Annotated in this window: 20 protein-coding genes; 18 read left to right on the forward strand and 2 right to left on the reverse strand. The window is 36.4% G+C overall.

Annotated elements, in window-relative coordinates; genetic code table 11:
- The first annotated feature begins 71 nt into the window (after positions 1-71).
- The gene (locus tag BM398_RS15870) at positions 72-764 is read left to right on the forward strand and encodes a class I SAM-dependent methyltransferase (protein WP_092339140.1); all 693 of its coding nucleotides are present in this window, start codon (positions 72-74) and stop codon (positions 762-764) included.
- 231 nt (positions 765-995) lie between these two features.
- Positions 996-1697 carry a sugar transferase gene (locus BM398_RS15875; RefSeq protein WP_026667406.1) on the forward strand — a complete coding sequence of 234 codons (702 nt, stop codon included), beginning with the start codon at positions 996-998 and terminating at the stop codon, positions 1695-1697.
- 66 nt (positions 1698-1763) lie between these two features.
- Here the strand turns inward: BM398_RS15875 and BM398_RS15880 are convergent, their stop codons facing one another.
- Positions 1764-2792 (reverse strand): glycosyltransferase family 2 protein, encoded by a 1029-nt coding sequence (locus BM398_RS15880; RefSeq protein WP_092339141.1) that lies wholly within the window; start codon positions 2790-2792, stop codon positions 1764-1766.
- A 138-nt stretch (positions 2793-2930) separates the two neighbouring features.
- On the opposite strand from BM398_RS15880, the gene BM398_RS15885 reads away from it, so the two are divergent.
- The 3 genes from BM398_RS15885 (at position 2931) to BM398_RS15895 (ending at position 4225) form a co-directional block, all read left to right on the forward strand.
- Positions 2931-3437: an acyl-CoA thioesterase gene (locus BM398_RS15885; RefSeq protein ID WP_034501062.1), complete on the forward strand. Its 507-nt coding sequence runs from the start codon at positions 2931-2933 to the stop codon at positions 3435-3437.
- Between the two features lie 157 nt (positions 3438-3594).
- Positions 3595-4017 carry a hypothetical protein gene (locus tag BM398_RS15890; RefSeq protein WP_092339143.1) on the forward strand — a complete coding sequence of 141 codons (423 nt, stop codon included), beginning with the start codon at positions 3595-3597 and terminating at the stop codon, positions 4015-4017.
- A 4-nt stretch (positions 4018-4021) separates the two neighbouring features.
- Positions 4022-4225 carry a helix-turn-helix transcriptional regulator gene (locus BM398_RS15895; RefSeq protein ID WP_092339145.1) on the forward strand — a complete coding sequence of 68 codons (204 nt, stop codon included), beginning with the start codon at positions 4022-4024 and terminating at the stop codon, positions 4223-4225.
- Between the two features lie 77 nt (positions 4226-4302).
- On the opposite strand, the gene BM398_RS15900 is transcribed toward BM398_RS15895, so the two are convergent.
- Positions 4303-5151 carry an Rpn family recombination-promoting nuclease/putative transposase gene (locus tag BM398_RS15900; protein WP_092339147.1) on the reverse strand — a complete coding sequence of 283 codons (849 nt, stop codon included), beginning with the start codon at positions 5149-5151 and terminating at the stop codon, positions 4303-4305.
- Between the two features lie 317 nt (positions 5152-5468).
- Between BM398_RS15900 and BM398_RS15905 the strand changes: the two genes are divergently transcribed.
- From BM398_RS15905 to buk, 13 genes are all read left to right on the forward strand, one after another.
- Positions 5469-6776 carry an ATP-binding protein gene (locus BM398_RS15905; protein WP_092339149.1) on the forward strand — a complete coding sequence of 436 codons (1308 nt, stop codon included), beginning with the start codon at positions 5469-5471 and terminating at the stop codon, positions 6774-6776.
- 127 nt (positions 6777-6903) lie between these two features.
- Entirely contained in the window at positions 6904-7842 is a 939-nt protein-coding gene (locus BM398_RS15910; protein ID WP_092339151.1) for a radical SAM protein, read from the forward strand.
- Between the two features lie 31 nt (positions 7843-7873).
- Entirely contained in the window at positions 7874-8920 is a 1047-nt protein-coding gene (locus BM398_RS15915) for a glycosyltransferase (RefSeq protein WP_092339153.1), read from the forward strand.
- 8 nt (positions 8921-8928) lie between these two features.
- On the forward strand, positions 8929-9945 hold the full coding sequence (locus BM398_RS15920; RefSeq protein ID WP_092339155.1) for a glycosyltransferase family 2 protein: 1017 nt from the start codon (positions 8929-8931) through the stop codon (positions 9943-9945).
- Between the two features lie 3 nt (positions 9946-9948).
- Positions 9949-11079, forward strand: a complete 1131-nt coding sequence (locus tag BM398_RS15925) for an EpsG family protein (RefSeq protein WP_092339157.1) — start codon at positions 9949-9951, stop codon at positions 11077-11079.
- A gap of 13 nt (positions 11080-11092) precedes the next feature.
- Entirely contained in the window at positions 11093-11917 is an 825-nt protein-coding gene (locus BM398_RS15930) for a glycosyltransferase family 32 protein (protein ID WP_092339158.1), read from the forward strand.
- Between the two features lie 37 nt (positions 11918-11954).
- Positions 11955-14231: a polysaccharide pyruvyl transferase family protein gene (locus BM398_RS15935; protein ID WP_092339160.1), complete on the forward strand. Its 2277-nt coding sequence runs from the start codon at positions 11955-11957 to the stop codon at positions 14229-14231.
- On the forward strand, positions 14215-15630 hold the full coding sequence (locus tag BM398_RS15940) for an oligosaccharide flippase family protein (RefSeq protein ID WP_092339163.1): 1416 nt from the start codon (positions 14215-14217) through the stop codon (positions 15628-15630). Before BM398_RS15935 ends, BM398_RS15940 begins: the two co-directional genes overlap by 17 nt.
- Positions 15611-16054, forward strand: a complete 444-nt coding sequence (locus tag BM398_RS15945; protein ID WP_092339165.1) for an HI0074 family nucleotidyltransferase substrate-binding subunit — start codon at positions 15611-15613, stop codon at positions 16052-16054. Before BM398_RS15940 ends, BM398_RS15945 begins: the two co-directional genes overlap by 20 nt.
- A gap of 27 nt (positions 16055-16081) precedes the next feature.
- A complete protein-coding gene (locus tag BM398_RS15950; protein WP_092339167.1) occupies positions 16082-16519 on the forward strand; it encodes a DUF4869 domain-containing protein in 438 nt (145 codons plus the stop codon).
- Positions 16520-16536: 17 nt separating this feature from the next.
- Positions 16537-17517: a hypothetical protein gene (locus BM398_RS15955; protein ID WP_092339169.1), complete on the forward strand. Its 981-nt coding sequence runs from the start codon at positions 16537-16539 to the stop codon at positions 17515-17517.
- 170 nt (positions 17518-17687) lie between these two features.
- Positions 17688-18596, forward strand: a complete 909-nt coding sequence (gene ptb, locus BM398_RS15960) for a phosphate butyryltransferase (protein WP_026655704.1) — start codon at positions 17688-17690, stop codon at positions 18594-18596.
- A 21-nt stretch (positions 18597-18617) separates the two neighbouring features.
- Positions 18618-19682 (forward strand): butyrate kinase, encoded by a 1065-nt coding sequence (gene buk, locus BM398_RS15965; protein ID WP_092339171.1) that lies wholly within the window; start codon positions 18618-18620, stop codon positions 19680-19682.
- Positions 19683-19896: the final 214 nt, after the last annotated feature.

The raw sequence follows: 19896 nt of genomic DNA on the forward strand, positions 1-19896 counted from the left end.
ATTACAACCAGACAGATGAGGATGGCAGGCTTGATGAAACAAGACACGGACAGCTTGAGTATGCGACAACAATGCACTATATTCACAGATTTGCGGATTTAGATAAAAAGTCTAAGATTCTTGAAGTCGGCGCGGCAACGGGAAGATATTCAATAGCACTTGCAAAAGAAGGCTTTGATGTTACAGCTGTAGATCTTGTTGAAAAGAACATTGAGATATTAAAGAAAAACAGCGAGGGAATCAAAAACATTCATCCTATGCTTGGCGATGCGACTAAACTTACAGATCTTGAAGATGACAGCTTTGATGTGACGATGATTCTCGGACCTATGTATCATCTGTACGACAGGGAAGATGTGGACAAAGCTATAGATGAGGCAATCAGGGTAACAAAGCCCGGCGGAACAATAATGTTTGCCTTTATTTCGGTTTTTGCGTTCGCGTATGCAAACCACCTGGACGGAAACTGGAAGAACGGGGAAAAAGAGAACTTTACGGAGGACTATAAAGTAAGGCATTTTAAAGAGCAGATGTTTACGGGCTATGATGTTACGGAGTTTGAAGATCTTTTTACCGGAAAGAAAACAGAATATATCACGACAACCGGAGTTGACGGATTTATTCTTGCTATGGAGAAGAGCTCTGAATTTGAAATGTCAGATGAGGACTTTGAGTCGCTTAAAAAGTGGTATCTGGCGTTTTCGGAGAAAAGAGAACTTCTTGGAAGTTCGACGCATCTTCTGTATATTTGCAGGAAGAAGTAATAAAACTTTTATAAAAAAGCACTTATTTCTGCGCTTTCTTGTGACAATGTGCATTATTTAGTTTATAATAAAGTTGTTGATGATAAAGGTAACAACGACTACTGTGCTAAAATTATTTAAAAAATACGCAAATTTTCTATAAAATAATTATGCCTTTATGCCGATACATCAATTGGGTACATATACTGATGGTAATTGTTCCTTATAAACAAAGTCACGAGAGGGGACGATATGGCGAGAACTAATGTAGTTACGGCTGACAGAGTCGTAAATTTCAAAGGCAGAAAGATTATTGAGCTAAACTATTGGGAGATTTACGATCACAAAGCAAATATCTATAAGTGGGTCAAAAGAGCTTTTGATGTGGTAGCTGCATGCGTGGCGCTTATTTTACTGTCTCCGGTTTTCCTTTTAACTGCAATTGCTATTTTCGTTGAAGACGGAGGTCCGATTTTCTTTACCCAGCAAAGAGCAGGTAAAGATATGAAGAGCTTTACGATTTATAAATTTAGAAGTATGTACAAGAATGCAGAAGATTTGTTTGAGAAGATGCAGGAACAGAACGAGCAGACGGGACATGCTTTTAAGATTAAAGACGATCCGAGAGTAACTCACGTTGGAAAATTCATAAGAAGATATTCAATCGATGAGTTGCCTCAGCTGTTTAATATAATCAAGGGCGATATGAGTGTTGTAGGCCCAAGGCCGATTCTCTACGAGCAGATGGAAGAGTGCAACGCTTATGAAAAGCAGAGGCTCATCGTTAAGCCCGGTCTTACCTGTTATTGGCAGGTGTGCGGCAGAGCCAAGATTAAGTGGGATCAATGGGTAGAGCTTGATCTTAAATATATTCAGGACATGAGTATAAAGAAAGATATAGAGCTTATCATCAGAACATTCCCCGCGGTATTCGGACAGGACGGAGCATATTAAAAATCAAAGCTGTCACTTTCAGAGTTGAAGGTGGCAGCTTTTCTTTGAACAGAGCACTTGGCGAGTTTAGTTGGTTTTTTTGTCATAGGATAAAAGAATGAAGCGCGTAGCCCAGACTACAGGGAAAACAGGGTGCTTCATGCAAAAATATAAGAGCTTGTTAGCTTTTGAAGAAATGTCTACATGAGTGGACATTATTTTTTTGCGGATATCATCCCGTAGGAAAATAGAGCGTACTCTTGATGTTACGTTCGGAGCATTATAGCGAAGCTCGCTCTTCATAACGACAAAGAGCATAATGACAAATTCACGGTCCATCTGCGTTTCTGAGGTGGATATTTTTTTATCCCTAAGGATTGCCCTGAAAGTCTTGTCGTTGAGCTCAAGGTTCGACAAGAGCTTCTTGTTGTAGCCGTGAGCCATGGAATCGCCGACGAGCCTGTAGTGGTAGAAATAGCTGTCTTTGGCGATTACGAGTCTTTTGGCGTCGCAGATGGTGGGAAGCATTATGTTTACGTCCTCAGCCATTACGATCGAAGTGTCGCAGTATTTGATGTTATCAAGAAGAAGCTTTCTGGATGTGAGCTTCATGCATCTTGACATGGTAATGGGACGGACTTCGTTTCCAAGGATGTTTTCCTTTATCTTATCAAGGGAATCGCCGGTGTAGATGCCGGGGGTAAGTCCCTGAGTTTCTTTCCTTCTTTCGTTATTTTTTTCAACGATATAGTTTCCTGAGATTATCTCACTGTCGGAAAAAGACGGATCGGTGAGAGCGTAGAGCTTCTCAAGCATATCGGTATCAACCCAGTCGTCGCTGTCGAGGAAGCAAAGATAGTCTGCGCAGGCTCTTTTTACCCCTTCCGTCCAGGCGGATATGAGGCCGCCGTTAGGCTTGTGGACTGCGATGACGCGATCGTCTTTTGCGGCATATTCGTCGCACTTTGCAGGACTTACGCCGTCTGTGGAACCGTCGTCAACGAGGATTACCTCAAACTCCTTGAAAGTCTGTGTGAGTACGCTTTCAAGGCACTCGTCCATATATTTGGAGGTGTTATAAACCGGGATGATTACACTGATCTTGGGTTGTGACATTTCTTTTCCCTTCTGAATTGAATTAAATTCTACAAACTATCTTATCAGCGACTGAGTGTGCGTGTCAAAATGTGATAGAAACGTCAGTGTATTTGAGGTAAAATTAATAGTAACAAAAAATCTAGGAGGAAAGGGCGTATGGGTAAAGTTTTTCATGTAGATCATCAGATAGATAAGAAGAATGTAGAAGATTCGGTCACAGAGTGGACCAAAGTAGTTGAATACAGTGATATTAACAGCGAAAAAAGGCTTTTTGGCGGCAAACTTATGTCGTGGATAGATGAAGTTGCGCGAACAGTTGCGCTGCGGCATTCCGGCAATCCCGTGATCACAGCGGCTGTCGACAACATGCAGTTCAAACAGGGCGCGAAGCTCGATGATATACTTGTTATAATCGGAAAGATAACGTATGTTGGCAGGACCTCGATGGAAATACGGGTTGATACTTACGTTGAGGACAGGCGTAACGGTATGCGGCACGTCCTTAACAGAGCGTACCTGACAGAAGTGTGCATCGACGATGATGACACTCCGGTTCTGGTTCCTTACGGGATCAATATCAAAACAGAGAATGAGCGCGCTGAGTGGGAAGGCGCGGAGAAGAGGATAATACTTAGGAAAAAGCGCAGGATGGAAGGATTCTGATAGAGTGGATTTATGCGCTTCATAGTGGTCGAAAAATTAATGTGATATATTTTTCACTTTTTATATTGACATGAGAAAATACGAGTGATATATTTATAACATCAAATCAAGTTATAAATATATCACTTTTGATTTCAGACATTATGGAGGCATGAAGATGAACAAGGACAAGAAGGTAACATTAAAGGACATTTTGGTTTCAAAGGTAGTTAGAAATATTGCTATTGCGGTATATTTCTGGATGTGGGCAAGAACAGATTATAAGGAGTCGTACTCTATGATTCAAAGTTCTGTCGGCGCTTTTCTTGCAGTTTTTTATTACATGCTTTATTCAAGAGAAAGAAAGTATAAAAAGGAATGCTTTGATGAGCTTGCTGAGAGAAACTTAAATAAATGCAATGCTATTTGCTACAAGATTATGGCAGTTATTATGGTTGCACTTGCTTTTGCGGCTGCAATAGTAGGACATACCGAATCTTTTGGAACGGATGTTATCGGCTGGATCCTCGTAATCTCACTTGTAGTTGTTTCAATCGTGAGAGTAATCCTGTATTCTGCCATCGATAAAAAAGGAGAATAAGCCCATGGCACTTATCACTAAGGTAAAAGAATACCGTGAAAAAGCCGGCTACAAGCAGAGCGAGCTCGCCGAGATGGTCGGCGCAAGACGCGAAACAATCGTCCACCTCGAGAACGGCAAATACAACCCGTCACTTAAGCTTGCGATGGATATAGCCAAGGTATTTGGCACCACCGTTGAGGAACTGTTCGAATTTACGGAAGATTGATAAGAGAATAGAGAAGAGAAAGGCGCAGATTGATGTAAATCTGCGTCTTTGTTTTTATATAGAAAAAATGTAGAATTTCATTTCTTTATGTTTTTGTATTTTTCAAGTTCTGCTTGTAATTCTGCAATGGTGGCATCCTTTTTGGCAAGTTCGGATTCATATTTTTCTTCTGCATCAGTATAGCCGGCTGTATACTGAGAATTCATTTGTTCTCTGTAACGGCGCTGGCCTTCAAGAAGCTCTTTAGCCTGATTGTCATAATTAAGTTCGAAGATCAAATTTCCCACCTCCTCGATATCAGGATGATTCTTGGCAAGATTTTTAAATTCTTCCCAAGTGGTTGCTTTAAAAAGACTCGCCCAGTACACAAGATTGTGGTTGATATCTTCTTGTGTAGCAAGGTCTGTGTGGTTTAATTGTAGCACATTTATACCGAATTTATCAGTATATAAGTGGTGGCTTTTTATATTGGTAAGACGGTATCTGGCATAGAATTCTTTTGCTGCTTTTGGGATGAGGGTCTGATCCGTGATGCAGAATAGCGTTGTAGGTTTGATGAGAGAATAATTATCACCGCTGCCAATGTTGTCATATACTCTGCATAGATAGAGTATTGAGCGTGATATCCAATACTTATCGGGATATACTTGGAGCTCGATGTTGAGAATCTCATTGCTGTTGAGAGTGAGCTTAATATCCATGATTGTTTCCTTACCTGCGCTGTTAAGATCAATTGGATTTTCGACATGGATGTCTTGTACATCATCAGGTGAAAGCCCTTTTAGGGCACAAACAAGACCTGTTAATGCTTTTTCGGATTGCTGCATGACGTAATGGAACATCATGTCGCTCATAAGAGTAAATTCGATTTCACCTGTCGCAGTTTCGTAGGTGAGCTTTTTAGATTTGTCTTTTGACTTGGTCATTTAGATATTTCCTTTCTAATAGAAAAAATAGAATTGGCAATTTGCCATTAATCAGCTTGGAATTGTCGTTGAAAGACTGCTGACTTGTCTTATGATATCAGATAAATCTTAAGAAATACCGTCGAAAAATCTTAAGATTTTTTGTAGTATGGAAAAGAAATATCAAGAACGCAGGGTAAGTACAAAGGAAGGTACAAAATCTGCGCTTTTTTAATAAGAAAAAATGTAGAATTCTACACTTTTGTTGATTAAAATGAGGGTTAGTGGTAAAATTTAACAAGAAAAAATGTAGAATTCTACACTTTTGGAGAATAGAAATGATAAAAAGAGATAAATATTTAAATCAATTACTCGAAGCAAGAGAAAACGGTTTTCCTAAGGTTATTACCGGAATAAGACGATGCGGAAAATCTTTTTTACTAAAAGAAATTTATAAAGGCTATTTGCTTGATGAGGGCGTTGACTATTCTCATATTCATGTTATTGAGCTTGATGACGATAGGAACATAGAGTACAGAGATCCGATAAAGCTTGGCGAATATGTTCGGGGAATCTGCACGGATTCAGAAAAGCATTATGTTTTTGTGGATGAGATTCAGAAAGTGTATACGATAAAGAATCCGAATCTGACAGGTGGTAAGCATGTTCCTGCCAAAAAGAAAGACACAGATACGGTATCGTTTGTGGACGTAGTTTTGGGTTTATCTTGCGAAAAAAATATTGATCTGTATGTGACCGGTTCCAACTCAAAAATGCTTTCATCGGACATAGTGACTGAGTTTAGAGATAAGGCGACGAACATAAATCTGGCTCCGCTTTCATTTGAGGAATTTTATGTATATGTGGGAGGATATGAAACAGAAGCACTGTACGAATATATGCAGTATGGCGGAATGCCGCTTGCTGTTTTGAAAAAGGATGATGATAAAAAAGAGTATCTCAAGGGATTATTTGAGACAACATATTTTAGCGATATTCTTGAAAGAAACAGATTAAGGAGAGGTGAGGAACTTGAAGAACTCTGCAATATCATAAGTTCTTTTACCGGGGAGCTTCTTAATTCCGAAAAGATAGCAAATACATTTCTAAGTGTTAGGAAATTAAAAATAGACAAGTCTACAATTGAGAACTACATAGGTTACTTTATAGATGCGTTTCTTCTTAGAGAGGCTCGTAGGTTCGACATTAAGGGAAGAAAAGAAATCGGAGCACTGAGAAAGTATTACTTTGCAGATACAGGGCTTAGAAATGCCAGATTAAATTTTGCATTTCCCGATGAAGGTCAGATGTTGGAAAACATCGTGTATAATGAGCTACGCTACAACGGATATTCCGTAAACGTCGGTACTTTTGATACAGTTGAAAAGAATAAAGCAGGGAAATCTGTTAGGAAAAACAATGAAGTGGATTTCTACGCAACAAAGGGCATCCGCTCATATTACATCCAGGTGACAGCGGATATTTCCAATGAAACGACCAAGGAAAGAGAGATAAGACCATATATCTTGATTAACGATCAGATTCAGAAAGTTATTGTGGTCAACAAACCGATAAAGGAGACTCGCGACGAGCGCGGATTTACAATTATTGGTATAACGGATTTCTTGCTTAGGTTTATAAAGTAAATATAGATAGAATTTAGGCGCAGATTGCCACAAAATCTGCGTCTTTTTCTATGACAAAATACTATATATAGGTTATAATAACAGTGAAAAAATATGCAGTTAATGCTGATTGTATGGGTTTGGGGAGATGAAAAAAGTTTTTCAGGAAGCTATTTTTTTTGTTGCGGAAAAAGGGAAAAAGATAGGTATAAACAGAGAAAAGCTAAAAGCAGGCTTTTTTCCTTTATATCGCTTATTTTGTCGCGTTGAATATAAAATCTTTAAGCAAGTCTATCTATATCATGTGGAAATTCCTGTTACTCAAAGATGCACACTTAAATGTAAAGATTGTAGTTTTATGATGCCATATTTTGAACATCCAAAAGACTACGAAGTTGATAATCTGCTTACATATATGGACAGGCTGTTTGAATGTGTTGATACGATTCAAATTTTTCGAATACTGGGTGGAGAGCCTTTTGTATATAAAGAGTTGGATAAAATAATCAGTAAGGCATTGGCGTGTAATAAGGTAAAGACTGTTGATGTTGTCACAAACGGAACGTTGGTTCCATCAGATAAAGTAATGGATGCTTTGAAAAATCCCAGATTGACAGTCCAGATTAGTGATTACGGAGATATTTCGTATAAGAAAAATGAATTACAGAAAGCGTGCGAGGAGCGTGGGATAAAATGTGTAATTCGAAGTATGGCGGATAAGAACTGGTTTAGCGCCGGGGATCTGCATTTCAGAGGTAAGGTTGCAGCGAATATAAAAACTCAGTTGAAAAGATGTGCGGGAATATGTCGAAGTTTTCAGAATGGAAAACTATATTTTTGCCCAAGAGCATCATTTGGAACACTTCTTGGAATTCCGAATCCACCAAAAGACTATGTTGACTTTACCTGCTCAGCGGATAAAAACGAATTGCGAAAACAGATTTATGAATTAAATCAACGCAAAGGATTTCTTGCATGTAATTACTGCGATGAAGGAACCGATGAATACAGACCGATTCCGCCTGCAGAGCAGATACGGGATAGGAATCAGGTTGAAAAATGGAGAGAAAATATAGGAAAGCAATAAGAGCAGTTTTTTGAATGTATTGAGGATACAGATGAAGACAATACTACATGTAACGGAAGTTCTTTCAGGCGGAGTGCTTCCGGTAATATCAGGTATTTGCAACGGATTGTGTGATATGTACAGATTCGTTGTTATTTATGGGGATAGAGATGATGTTCCTAAGAATTTGAATGAGATTTTTGATTCTAGAGTGAAGCTTATCTATTTGCCATCATTAAAGCTCAAGATGTCATTAAAAGATGATCTGTCAGCGATAAAAGAAATAAGACGATGTGTAAAGGATGAGAAGCCGGATATAATACATATCCATTCAACAAAGGCAGGCATTGACGCAAGAGTCGGACTACTTGGATGTAAAGTGACTAAATACTATACACCGCATGGATTCTGCTTTTTGAGAAAAGATCAAAATAACATTAAGCGTTTTATCTTAAAAACAATGGAAAAGACGCTGGCCAAGATGTGCGATGGAATTATAGCTTGTGGAAAGTATGAATATGAAGTTGCAAAAAAGATTTCCACAAAAGCCGTGTTGATAGAAAACGGATTGGATACAGAATTTGTGGATAAAGCACTGGCTGAGGAAGAATTAAAAGAAGAAAAAGAACATAAGTATACTGTTTATACGGCCGGCAGAATAGGACCTCAAAAGAATCCCAAGCTGTTTAATGAAATTGCTTCTAATCTGCCTGATTACAAGTTTGTGTGGATTGGAGAAGGTGAGGATAGAAACCTTCTTACAAGTACAAACATCGAGGTGACGGGGCTGTTAAGCAGGAGAGATGTTATAAAGAGAGCGAAGAACTACGATTGCTATCTGTCTACCAGTTTGTGGGAAGGTCTTCCCATAGCACTTATGGAAGCCATGTATATGGGAAAGAAGTGTGTTGTTTCCGATGTTGAAGGGAATAATGAGCTTATAAAAGATGGAGAGACAGGGTATCTATACAAAAATATAGAAGCTGCTTATAGTGCAATAAGTGCTGAAAAAACATTTGGGAATAGTGCGAAAATAGTAATAAACGATGAGTATTCGTTAGCTGTAATGTGTAGAAAGTATAAAAGTATATATGGGTAAATAATTATATGTCAAAAAGATTGGTAAGTGTAATAATTCCTGTTTACAACGTCGAGCAATATATTGATAGATGTATTGATAGTATTTGTAGGCAGACATATAAAAACATAGAAATAATTATTGTAAATGACGGAAGTACTGATAATAGCAGTAAGATACTGGATGCATATGCAGATAAGGATAGTAGGATACGAGTTTTAAATAAATTAAATGGTGGATTATCCAGTGCAAGGAATTTAGGAATAAAAAAGTGTAATGGGGAGTATGTTTTCTTTGTTGATGGAGACGACTTTATTGCAGATAATCTTATAGAGCATTTTTTAATAGTTGCTGAAAGAACAGATGCAGATTATGTATGTAGCGAATCATTTTCTTTTGTTGACGGAGATGATGATAAAGCTCAAAAAATAATAAATCGTATGGGGCATGATTCTCCAAAATATCGAATAGCAGATAGAAAGGAGGCATTGTTAAGGCTGTTCTATCAGAAACCATCATTTACCGGAGCGTATTTAAAGTTATATAGAAAGAACTTATTTGATAATATTGAATTCCCTGAGGCAAGGTATTTTGAAGATCTTGCAACAACTTATAAATTTATGCAAGCTGCAAATGTAATTGCTTTTGTAAAAGATAAATATTATGCATATAGAATTCGCTCAAATAGTATTATGAATCAGAAGTTTAATGAAAGAAAAATGGATTGTATATGGATTTCAAAGCAGATGGAACAGGACTTTTTATATGCTGATGAAAGTATAAAAAATGCAGTTTTTTGTAGCATATTCAGAATTAATAGAATAATTTATGCGCAAACTCCTTTTCAATCAGATTATTCAAAAAAAATATATGTATATATATCGAAATATAGAAAAAGTGTAATTAAGAATAGAAATGTGAATGTATATGAAAGAATATTGGCATTGATGTCATATGGAGGGGAAGGATTTTTCCGCAGTGTGTTATTGACATTTTCCGCAATTAAAAAAATGAAGATGAGAATAAGCGTTATGAGATGGGGATGAAATATGTTTTTTTGGATATTAAACTTTTATTTTTTTATTGCTTATTTAGTTATAGCAAGAATGCGAGGAAGGGAAAAGACTTTTTTAATCCTGGCAACGATACACTTAATACTTGTAAGTGCTTTTAGAAGTGTGAATGTTGGAACGGATACATTTTATTATGCAAAAGCTTACAAATATTTAGCCGGTCACTCTAGATTGTATTGGCATGCAATGAGTAATTCAAAGGCATTTATAGCATATCTTAAAGCTTGTACTAAAATTTTACCTGGTATTAATGGATATGTAGTAGTTACATCAGTTCCGCTATTAGTTATGGTGGCTTTTTTTATTTATAAATACTCAAAAAATTACTATTTAAGTATTTGGCTGTTTGTGTTTTTGTATTTTTATTTTAATTCATTAAATACGGCAAGACAGTACTTGGCAATGTCACTAACTTTGATATTCTTTTATCTTTTTGATATAAAAAAATATTTTTTTGCGATGATTATCGGGGCATTAGCAGTTGGAGTTCACAGCGCTGCATTACCATGTGTTGCATTATGCGTTGTAGTTTCAGTAATAAAATGGACACCTCAATTAACGCTCTTTACAACATTGGGAATTCATTTCTTAAATATTATAGTTCCGATAGCAGTTAGTATATTTGTAAGAATTTTGCCACAATATGAATGGATAAGGAAGTATTTATTTAGTGCCAGCTACTCTTCTAAAGGAAGATCATCTATGTTATACAGTCTCTATGGAGAAGTGACGATTATTCTTGGAATGTATTGGATTTTTTGGAAGTATAAGAAAATACGGCTGGTTGTATTTGGAGAAGAAATAAAAAGCAAGAATGAAATAGATGATCATTCGTTGCAAATAATGCAAAGAATGATGGTTATCGTTTCGATAGCAACAATGTTATATATGTTCTACTCAAAAGTTATTATGTTCAACAGGATGGCTAGTATTTTGTTCTTGTTTATAATTGTGCTATTATCCAATGTTCTGGCTAATCTTGATGGAAGACATAAACCTATTATGTATATTTTCCTGGTTCCATTAATTGCATTTACATATTATCAATTACAACAGGGAATAGCAGGTACGGGGGAGTATTATTCATATTTATTTAATATGAAATAAGGATAAATACAATATGATGAATGAAATAGAAAAGAAAATTCATTATTGTTGGTTTGGGAAGTCTGAATTAACTGATGAAGCCCAAAAATGTATTGAATCATGGAAAAAGTTTTGTCCGGATTATGAAATAGTACGATGGGATGAGGATAATTTTGACTTTTCAGATTGTAGATATGCGACTCAGGCATACAGCATGAAAAAGTGGGCTTTTGTTAGTGATTATGCACGGTTTGTTATTTTATATGAAAATGGTGGAATATATTTTGATACGGATGTTGAGTTGATTAAGCCAATAGATGATATCGTTGCAAATGGGGCATTTATGGGGTGTCAACCTGGCATAAAAATGGAAATAGCACCTGGTTTAGGAATTGGAACTTCTAAGGGGGATGAATTATATAAAGAGATAATTGAATATTATAAGAGCCAGAATTTTATTGAGGATGGGAATATGAATCTACATACGGTAGTTGACCGCGTAACAAAAATTCTGAGGAATGAGGGGTTTGTTGGAAGTGGAGAGATAGAAAAGGTAAGAAATATCAGCATATATCCTCCTGAATATTTTTGTCCAATCAATTGTTTTACAAATGAAGTTGTTATTACAGAAAAAACGAGATCTATTCATCATTACAGTGCATCATGGTTGGATAAAGATGAACGAAGAATTATGGATAAAGTAGCTGTAGTTGAAAAAAAGTTTGGAAGAATTCCTGCTATGGTCACTAAAAATGTATTTTATATTGGTAAAGAAGCTAAAAACGGTGGAATCTACGGTGTATGTAGGTATATAAGAAATAAGTTGTATAACAAGTTATACAAAAAAGAACTATTTTAATTTTACAAGAATGTAGTGGATACGAGGAAAGTGATATATGAAAATTGCAATTATGACTTGGTTTAGCTATGGAAATTATGGAACGCTACTTCAAGCATATGCGCTTTCTCAGGTATTAAAGGACGAAGGGCATACTGCTGACATAATACGATATTATCCTAAAAAGCCGGCAGTAGATGCGGATGACAGAGGGCTTTTCCTAAAGATATTAGATAGAAGTTATAAAGAAGTTCAGAATATTATTAATCCACAAATATTAAATGATAGATATGATGAGTTGTTTGAGCCGTTTGCGGATAAGTTCTTAACGTTTACAAAAGAATGTGAAAACTTGTCGGATCTGAAAAATGTTGTTAATGAATATGATGTTTTTATATGTGGAAGTGATCAGATATGGACACAAGAAAATTTTGATTCGCATTATTTTTTGGATTTTGTAGAAAAGAGAAAAAAAACTATTTCATATGCTCCGAGTATGGGGGCAGGATGTTTCAAAAATTATATTTATGAAGAGAAGATAAAAAAACTGGTACATAATATTGATTATGTTTCTGTAAGGGAAGAAAGTAGTACACGACTTTTAAAAGCATTTGAAAAAGAAATTATAAGAGTGGTAGATCCTACACTATTATTGTCTTCAAAAGTATGGGAGGATACATTTTGCTTAAAGGAATCTGATACTCATGAAAAATCCTACGCTTTGCTGTTTTTTTTAGGAAGAAACAACAAGTCGTGGAAAACGGCATATGAGCTTGCTAGAAAAAAGAATCTAAAAATAAAAGTAATTCCTGCATATAAAAAAGACTTTGGGCGAAAAGTGGATGTAGAAAAGAAAGTGGATCCGAAAAAATTTATGGAATTGATAAAAAATGCATCGTTGGTATGCACGGATTCGTTTCATGGAATTATTTTTTCTATAATCTTTGAAAAAGATTTCTTAGCTTTTGAGAGGTTTAAGGGGAAACATTATTTAAATCAAAATAATCGAATTTATGATTTATTAAATTCGATTATGCTGACGGATAGAATAGTTCAAGGAAATATTAATATTGAGATTTCAAAAATAGATTATTCTAAGAAAAAAGAATATTTATTGCAAAAAATTGGACAGTCAAAAAGTTTTCTATTTAGTTCATTGTCAGAGATTGCTGGCAATATTGTTAATGAAAAAAAGGAGTTTTCCATCAGAGATTGTAAAAGTACATGCATAGGATGTGGGGCTTGTTTATATAATTGCCCAACAAATGCTATAAATATTAAGCTAGAAAACGATGGTTTTTTTAGAGCGGAATTAAATCAAGAAAAATGTATCCATTGTAATAAATGTATTGAAGTATGCCCTTTTACTGGAGCTGTTGGAGCAAATAGTTTAGTGAAAAATAAATTGTATGCGTACCAAGATTGTGATGAAACACTAGAAAGTACAAGTAGTGGTGGTGCAGCGTATAGGATATCGGAAATATTATTAAGGCGTGGATATACTATAATAGGATGCACCTATGACTACGATGGAAATATTGCTAAGCATATAGTTGTAAGAGAAGAAAAAAAAATAAGCCTGCTAAAAGGTTCAAAATACATTCAAAGTTTCTTTGCGGATGTTTTTGAGTATATAGGATTGAATAATGAACCTATTGTGGTGTTTGGTACACCATGTCAGGTAAGTGCGGTGAAAAAGTCATTTCCTGAACGTGAGAATATTATATATATAGAATTAATTTGCCATGGTGTGCCTACATACAATCTTTTTAATAAATATCTTAATTATTTGCGAGAAAACAAAAAAGTTATTGGAGAAATTGAAAAGATTAGTTTTCGAGATAAAAAAAGAGGGTGGAGTACTGATATGTATATTAAGAGCGATGGGAAATTTTACCATGGCATTAATACAAAGGATCCATTTTTTAAAATGTTCATTAGTGGAGTTTGTTATAGTGGTGCATGTTATGAGTGCAGATGGAGAGAGAAAAGCTCTGCTGACTTGAGGTTGGGTGATTTCTGGGGAGGCAAATTTCGTAAAGATAAATTAGGTGTGAGTATGGTAATCCCTAATTCGGTTAAAGGGGAAGAGATTGTAACGATGTTGAAGAACTATGAAGAAAAGAAAATATTTTTAGAGCAAGATATATCGGATTATTATCGTTCACAGCAGGTTTACAATTTGAAGAAGCCATTACATTATGAAGAAATTATAGACGGACTACAAAAAGAGGATTGTAACTTGGAAAAGATAGTAAAAAAATATGCAGATCCCGTTTGTAGAAAAAATAGCTTTTACGACAAGGTATTAAGAATATATGGAAAGAAAAAGTAAAGTTAAGGAATTGATGGGGAATACCGTTCTATTTACTATCAGTAGTATAGGGACAAAGATTATTTCTTTTCTGTTCATTCCACTTTATACAGCAGTGCTTAGTACTAAGGAATATGGGATGGCAGATTATATTATTTCGCTGTCCTTAATAATTGTGCCGATTATTACTTTAAATATAAAAGATGCAGTACTTAGATTTGCTTTTGATGAATCTCTTCAAAGGGATAAAGTATTATCTACAGGTTTAGGAATTATATTGTGTGGACATTTTTTTTTGATTGTAATAATAGTATCTTTAAAAATGTTCCGATTTATAAGTAAGGACAATATATTTTTATTATGGGTTGTATTGCTTTGCTTTATCAGTGCTTTGAATGAGATTTTTACAATGTATTTAAAAGCATGCGAACAAGTAAGAACAATAGTTGTTGGCGGTTTGGCTGGGGCAGTTGCTTCGGCAATTTCAAATATTGTATTTCTTCTGATATTTCATTTTGGTTTTAATGGGTATCTTATTTCATATACTCTGGGTTTGGGAATATCTTTAATAATATTTTGCTGTTTTGGAAAAAAATTTAGGATAAGTAATCCAATAGCTGATATAAGGCTACTTGAATCGATGGTTAAGTTTAGTTCACCACTTATTGTGAATGCATTGGCATGGTGGATTAACAATTTGAGTGATAGATTTTTTATAATCATGTTTTGCGGAGCAGCTGTAAACGGAGTATATTCCATTGCGTATAAAATTCCGGTCATTCTGTCGACTATACAAGCTATTTTTTATAACGCGTGGTCTGTTTCGGCTATAAAAGAGTTTGATAAGGATGATACGGATGGATTTATTGGGAAGGTATATGATAACTATAGTGCAGTATCAGTTTTTGTAGCGACTGTAATATTAGCGTTAGATATACCTCTGGCTAGACTTATGTATGCAAAAGATTTTTTTGATGCATATAAATATGTCCCGTTTTTGATATTTGGGACGGTATTTAATGGGCTTGCGTTATTTGAAGGTTGTCTATTTACGGCGGCAAAGAAGACAAAAGAGGTTTCAAAAACAACTATTATAGGTGCAATTATTAATACCGGCTTGAATATAGTGTTGATTCCGCGATATAGTGCATATGGAGCGGCAATTGCAACAGCTGCAGGATATTTTTTCATATGGTTAATAAGGACAATAAGTTTAAAAAGAATAATCACAATGACAATATATTGGGGAAAGCAAATTGCTATATATTTGTTTTTAGCTGTACAAGTAATATTATTGTTTCTTAATGCTTATATATGGCAGTGGATTCCTATAATAGCAATTATCTATTTGATAAGACATAATATTGTATCGGTTGCAAAATCATTATTGGTAAAGGTATATGATAATAATAAAATATGATAGTTTTGTTACTTGCTTAAATGCTCTTGAGCAAGCAGATTTCAATAAAGCGTGTAGAGATGAAATATACAGGATGGGAGTACTCTGCAAATTTAATCAGACTTTTGAACTTGCATGTAAAGCTCTTCAGGAAGTCTTAAGATTTGGTAACGTTGATGGAGCGGAGATTGCAACTCCAAGAGAGATTATTAAGCTTGGTTGTGATAATGGATATATTGCAGATGCAGATAGTTGGCAACTGATGATAGAGAAGAGAAGCCAGGATATCTACTTTTGTGATGATGAAGTAAAAAAAGAGTTTGTAGTTATGATTAAGGATTGTTTTGTATCTAAATTCAAGAAGCTTGCGGAAATACTGGAGAAAAAACTGTTTTTGACAAATTCCGATTCTGATTCGGAATTTGTCAGAGGCCATCGGTATTGATTATTTAATTTTCTGAGGACGAATAATATGTTGAATATTTATTTTGGAGAAACAGAAGGAGCGATGCATGGACCGTCGTGGTTCAGATTTAATTTTCAGGAAGAGTGGTTTGGAGATCCGCTTGTTGCTGAGATGATGGAAGATATTGATAAATCGCATTATAAGGGTGGGCAGCTGATTGAGAGTGATGTACTTGGCCCGATTCCGCCGGAAAGATTGTCAGGCGGTTTGCAGACGCTTATTTGTATATATAAAAGACCTGATCTCATGTTTAATGCTACCAGTTGTGGTGAAAACTGCGCTAAGTGGCTTTTGGAGATAGGAAAAAGAATAGATGTCTCTGTGAATTTAAGGTACTATATGCCTTTTGACAATTGCGGAGATTTTAAAGTCAGAATTATCAATGAGGATAAAACTATTGATAATATTAAGGATTACGTGCATACAGCTTTGAAATATGTTTGATATAGAGGAATCTGAATATGAAGAATAAACATCATATTATTGTCGAGACAGAGCGGCTAAAATATGAATTTGATATAAGAAGAAATATCACTGTTATTCAAGGCGACAGTGCAACAGGAAAGACAACGCTTGTTCAACTTCTGGAGACATATTCAAGGTATGGAAAAGATAGTGGAGTACGCCTTCAGTCAGATGTTCAGTGTGTTGTATTTGGTGGAGATGCCGGTCTTTGGAAAGTTGCTGTGGAAACATATCGGGACAGCATAGTTTTTATTGATGAGGATTACTCATTCATTTATTCAAAAGAGTTTGCTGATGTTATACAGGGAACATCAAATTATTATGTTTTGATCACCAGACAGCCATTATACTACTTGCCATACAGTGTGCAGGAGATATATGGAATCAGGACTACAGGAAAATATCATTACCCTGAGAAAATCTATAATGAGTTTTACAGGATATATGGAGACACGGAAGAGAAGAGTCCAAAAGATGTGATTGTCATGGTAGAGGATTCTAAATCCGGGTATCAGTTTTTTTCTGCGATATGTGAAAAAGATGCTTGCTTAAGCGTTGACGGAAATTCAAACTTTGTCAGCAAAATTGAAAGCGTAGATAAAGATAAACAGGTTGTTGTTATCGCTGATGGAGCTGCATTTGGTGCATATATTGCAAAAGTGATGGGGGTGGCTAAGGTCCGAAAAGATGTATCAATGTATTTTCCGGAATCGTTTGAATGGATGATTTTGAAAGCGGGAGTTATAAATATAAAGGACATTGATGATATACTTGCTGAACCGGAAAGATATATCGAAAGCAGAGAATTTTTTAGTTGGGAAAGATATTTTACTCAACTGTTAATTGAATCGACTTCGGACAGTGATGTAAAAAAGTATGATAAGAGCAGACTGAAGCCATATTATCTTGAGGGAAAGAATAGAGATTCAATAATAGGAGTTCTTCCCGAAAGTATACGAGAATTATTTGAAAAATAATATCGTTTTGACTAATTCCGAATCTGATTCGGAATTAGTCATTTTTAATAAGACATCTACGTAGATTACCCGCCCCGATTCTTGCATTTATGGGTGCTGAGTGTTAAAATTTTGTCATATGGCTTTTGGATATTTTAATCTAAGATAAATATTTTTGGAGGTTTTTTAAAATGAGTAAGAATTTTGATGACATTTTGGCAAAGCTTAAGACAGCTGAGAAAAAGAAGATGTCTGTTGCAGTTGCACAGGACACACACGTACTCGAGGCTGTAAAGGTTGCTAAGGAGAGAGGAATCGTTGATTCTATCCTCGTTGGTGACAAGGATGAGATCGAGAAGAAGGCAGCAGAGGTTGGAATGAACCTTGCAGACTACGAGATCATCGATGTAAAGGATACCATCGAGGCAGCTCGTACAGCAGTTTCTCTCGTACACGACGGAAAGGCTGATATTTACATGAAGGGCGCTTTGGAGTCAAGAGATTTCCTTAAGAGCGTTCTTGATAAGGAAGTTGGACTTCGTACAGGTCGTCCTCTTTCACACGTTTGTGTGTTTGAGATTCCCGGAATCGATCGTCTTCTTTTCCTTACAGACGTTGCATTTATGCCATATCCCACACTTGAGGATAAAAAAGTCATCATTGAATATACAGTAGACGTAGCAAGAGCTTGCGGTGTTGATTGCCCTAAGGTTGCTCCTCTTGCAGCAGTAGAAGTTGTTAACCCTAAGATGCCCGTTACAGTTGAGGCAGCAGAGCTCACAAAGATGAACGAAGCAGGCGAGATCAAGAACTGCATCGTTGACGGACCTCTTTCAATGGATCTTGCTATCGATCCTGAGGCTGCTCAGCACAAGGCAGGCGCTCTTGACAGAAAGATCGTCGGTGATGCCGATATCCTTCTTTTCCCTGATATCCACGCAGGAAACCTTACATACAAGACAATCGTTCGTCTTGCAAAGGTTAAGAACGGTAACATCCTTACAGGAACAAAGGCACCTGTTATCCTTACATCAAGATCTGACAGTGTTGAGGTAAAGGTTAACTCAATCGCACTCGCAGCTGTTGTAGCTAATAAATAAGCTTCGGAAAGGAAAAATACCATGATAAAGAGTTTGATTATAAATCCCGGTTCAACTTCTACAAAAGTCGGCATCTTTGAGGATGAGACACTTGTAAAAGAGGAAACTTTAAGACACAGCACTGAAGAAATCAATCAGTATGCTACAATCATCGATCAGAAGGATTTTCGTAAGAACATCATTCTTGATTTCCTTAAAAAAGAAAACATCGACATCAAATCTTTCAACGTAATCGTAGGAAGAGGCGGACTTTTAAGACCTATTCCGGGTGGCACATATGAGTGTACAGATGCGCTTCTTGCAGACCTTAAGGTTGGTGTTCAGGGACAGCATGCATCTAACCTCGGCGGTATTCTTGCAAGAGAGATCGGTGATGAGATCGGTGTTCCTTCATACATCGTTGATCCCGTTGTTGTAGACGAGATGGATCCTGTTGCACGTATCTCAGGTATTCCTGAAGTTGAGCGTGTTTCAATCGATCATCCTCTTAACCAGAAGGCTGTTGCCAGAAGATATGCAAAAGAGATCGGTAAAAAATATGATGAGATCAGCGTGATCGTAGTTCACATGGGCGGCGGCACATCAACAGGTGTTCATAAGAACGGTAAGATGGTTGACGTATTCGCAGCGCTTAACGGTGACGGTGCATTCTCACCTGAGAGAGCTAACGGTATTCCTGCTAAGGCACTCGTTGATCTTTGCTTCTCAGGCAAGTTCACATATGATGAGATGAAAAAGAAAATCGTTGGTGGCGGCGGACTTAACGCATACCTTGGAACCAACGATATGAGAGAAGTTAACAAGATGTGCGAAGAAGGCGATGAGAAGGCAAATCTTATCCGTGACGCATTCATCTATCAGATCTGCAAGAACATTGGCGCTTGCGCTACAGTTCTTAAGGGTAAGGTTGATCAGATCATTCTTACAGGCGGTATTGCATACGGTCAGGTTATCACAGACAAGATCAAAGAACGTGTTGACTGGATTGCTCCTGTAACCGTATATCCCGGAGAGGATGAGCTTCTTGCACTTGCACAGGGCGCTATCCGTGTTATGAACGGCGAAGAGGAAGCTAAGAAATATTGATTTAAACAATTGCTTTGGCAATTATAATAAGAGCCCCCGATGCTTATATTGGCATCGGGGGTTCGTGCTATAAATAGGAAATCTTAAGATTTACCGTCGAATTTTCTTAAGATTTTTTGAAGGGAAGAATTCATGATTTTCATTGACGCATAGAAGAAGTTAATTATAATTATAATTAAATGCAGACGAGGGTGTCAGACAAAACACTGTTGCC

This window comes from Butyrivibrio sp. M55 (assembly GCF_900116865.1).
Lineage (GTDB): Bacteria > Bacillota > Clostridia > Lachnospirales > Lachnospiraceae > Butyrivibrio.

Excerpts from the sequence above, each read along its gene's own strand:
- BM398_RS15935 (WP_092339160.1), top strand. The coding sequence starts at position 11,955 with ATGAAAATTGCAATTATGACTTGGTTTAGCTATGGAAATTATGGAACG.
- BM398_RS15940 (WP_092339163.1), top strand. The coding sequence starts at position 14,215 with ATGGAAAGAAAAAGTAAAGTTAAGGAATTGATGGGGAATACCGTTCTA.
- BM398_RS15955 (WP_092339169.1), top strand. The coding sequence starts at position 16,537 with ATGAAGAATAAACATCATATTATTGTCGAGACAGAGCGGCTAAAATAT.
- BM398_RS15875 (WP_026667406.1), top strand. The coding sequence starts at position 996 with ATGGCGAGAACTAATGTAGTTACGGCTGACAGAGTCGTAAATTTCAAA.
- buk (WP_092339171.1), top strand. The coding sequence starts at position 18,618 with ATGATAAAGAGTTTGATTATAAATCCCGGTTCAACTTCTACAAAAGTC.
- BM398_RS15870 (WP_092339140.1), top strand. The coding sequence starts at position 72 with ATGCACTATATTCACAGATTTGCGGATTTAGATAAAAAGTCTAAGATT.
- BM398_RS15910 (WP_092339151.1), top strand. The coding sequence starts at position 6,904 with ATGAAAAAAGTTTTTCAGGAAGCTATTTTTTTTGTTGCGGAAAAAGGG.
- BM398_RS15890 (WP_092339143.1), top strand. The coding sequence starts at position 3,595 with ATGAACAAGGACAAGAAGGTAACATTAAAGGACATTTTGGTTTCAAAG.
- BM398_RS15880 (WP_092339141.1), bottom strand. The coding sequence starts at position 2,792 with ATGTCACAACCCAAGATCAGTGTAATCATCCCGGTTTATAACACCTCC.
- BM398_RS15915 (WP_092339153.1), top strand. The coding sequence starts at position 7,874 with ATGAAGACAATACTACATGTAACGGAAGTTCTTTCAGGCGGAGTGCTT.
- BM398_RS15895 (WP_092339145.1), top strand. The coding sequence starts at position 4,022 with ATGGCACTTATCACTAAGGTAAAAGAATACCGTGAAAAAGCCGGCTAC.
- BM398_RS15885 (WP_034501062.1), top strand. The coding sequence starts at position 2,931 with ATGGGTAAAGTTTTTCATGTAGATCATCAGATAGATAAGAAGAATGTA.
- BM398_RS15945 (WP_092339165.1), top strand. The coding sequence starts at position 15,611 with ATGATAATAATAAAATATGATAGTTTTGTTACTTGCTTAAATGCTCTT.
- BM398_RS15905 (WP_092339149.1), top strand. The coding sequence starts at position 5,469 with ATGATAAAAAGAGATAAATATTTAAATCAATTACTCGAAGCAAGAGAA.
- BM398_RS15930 (WP_092339158.1), top strand. The coding sequence starts at position 11,093 with ATGATGAATGAAATAGAAAAGAAAATTCATTATTGTTGGTTTGGGAAG.
- BM398_RS15925 (WP_092339157.1), top strand. The coding sequence starts at position 9,949 with ATGTTTTTTTGGATATTAAACTTTTATTTTTTTATTGCTTATTTAGTT.
- BM398_RS15900 (WP_092339147.1), bottom strand. The coding sequence starts at position 5,151 with ATGACCAAGTCAAAAGACAAATCTAAAAAGCTCACCTACGAAACTGCG.
- ptb (WP_026655704.1), top strand. The coding sequence starts at position 17,688 with ATGAGTAAGAATTTTGATGACATTTTGGCAAAGCTTAAGACAGCTGAG.
- BM398_RS15920 (WP_092339155.1), top strand. The coding sequence starts at position 8,929 with ATGTCAAAAAGATTGGTAAGTGTAATAATTCCTGTTTACAACGTCGAG.
- BM398_RS15950 (WP_092339167.1), top strand. The coding sequence starts at position 16,082 with ATGTTGAATATTTATTTTGGAGAAACAGAAGGAGCGATGCATGGACCG.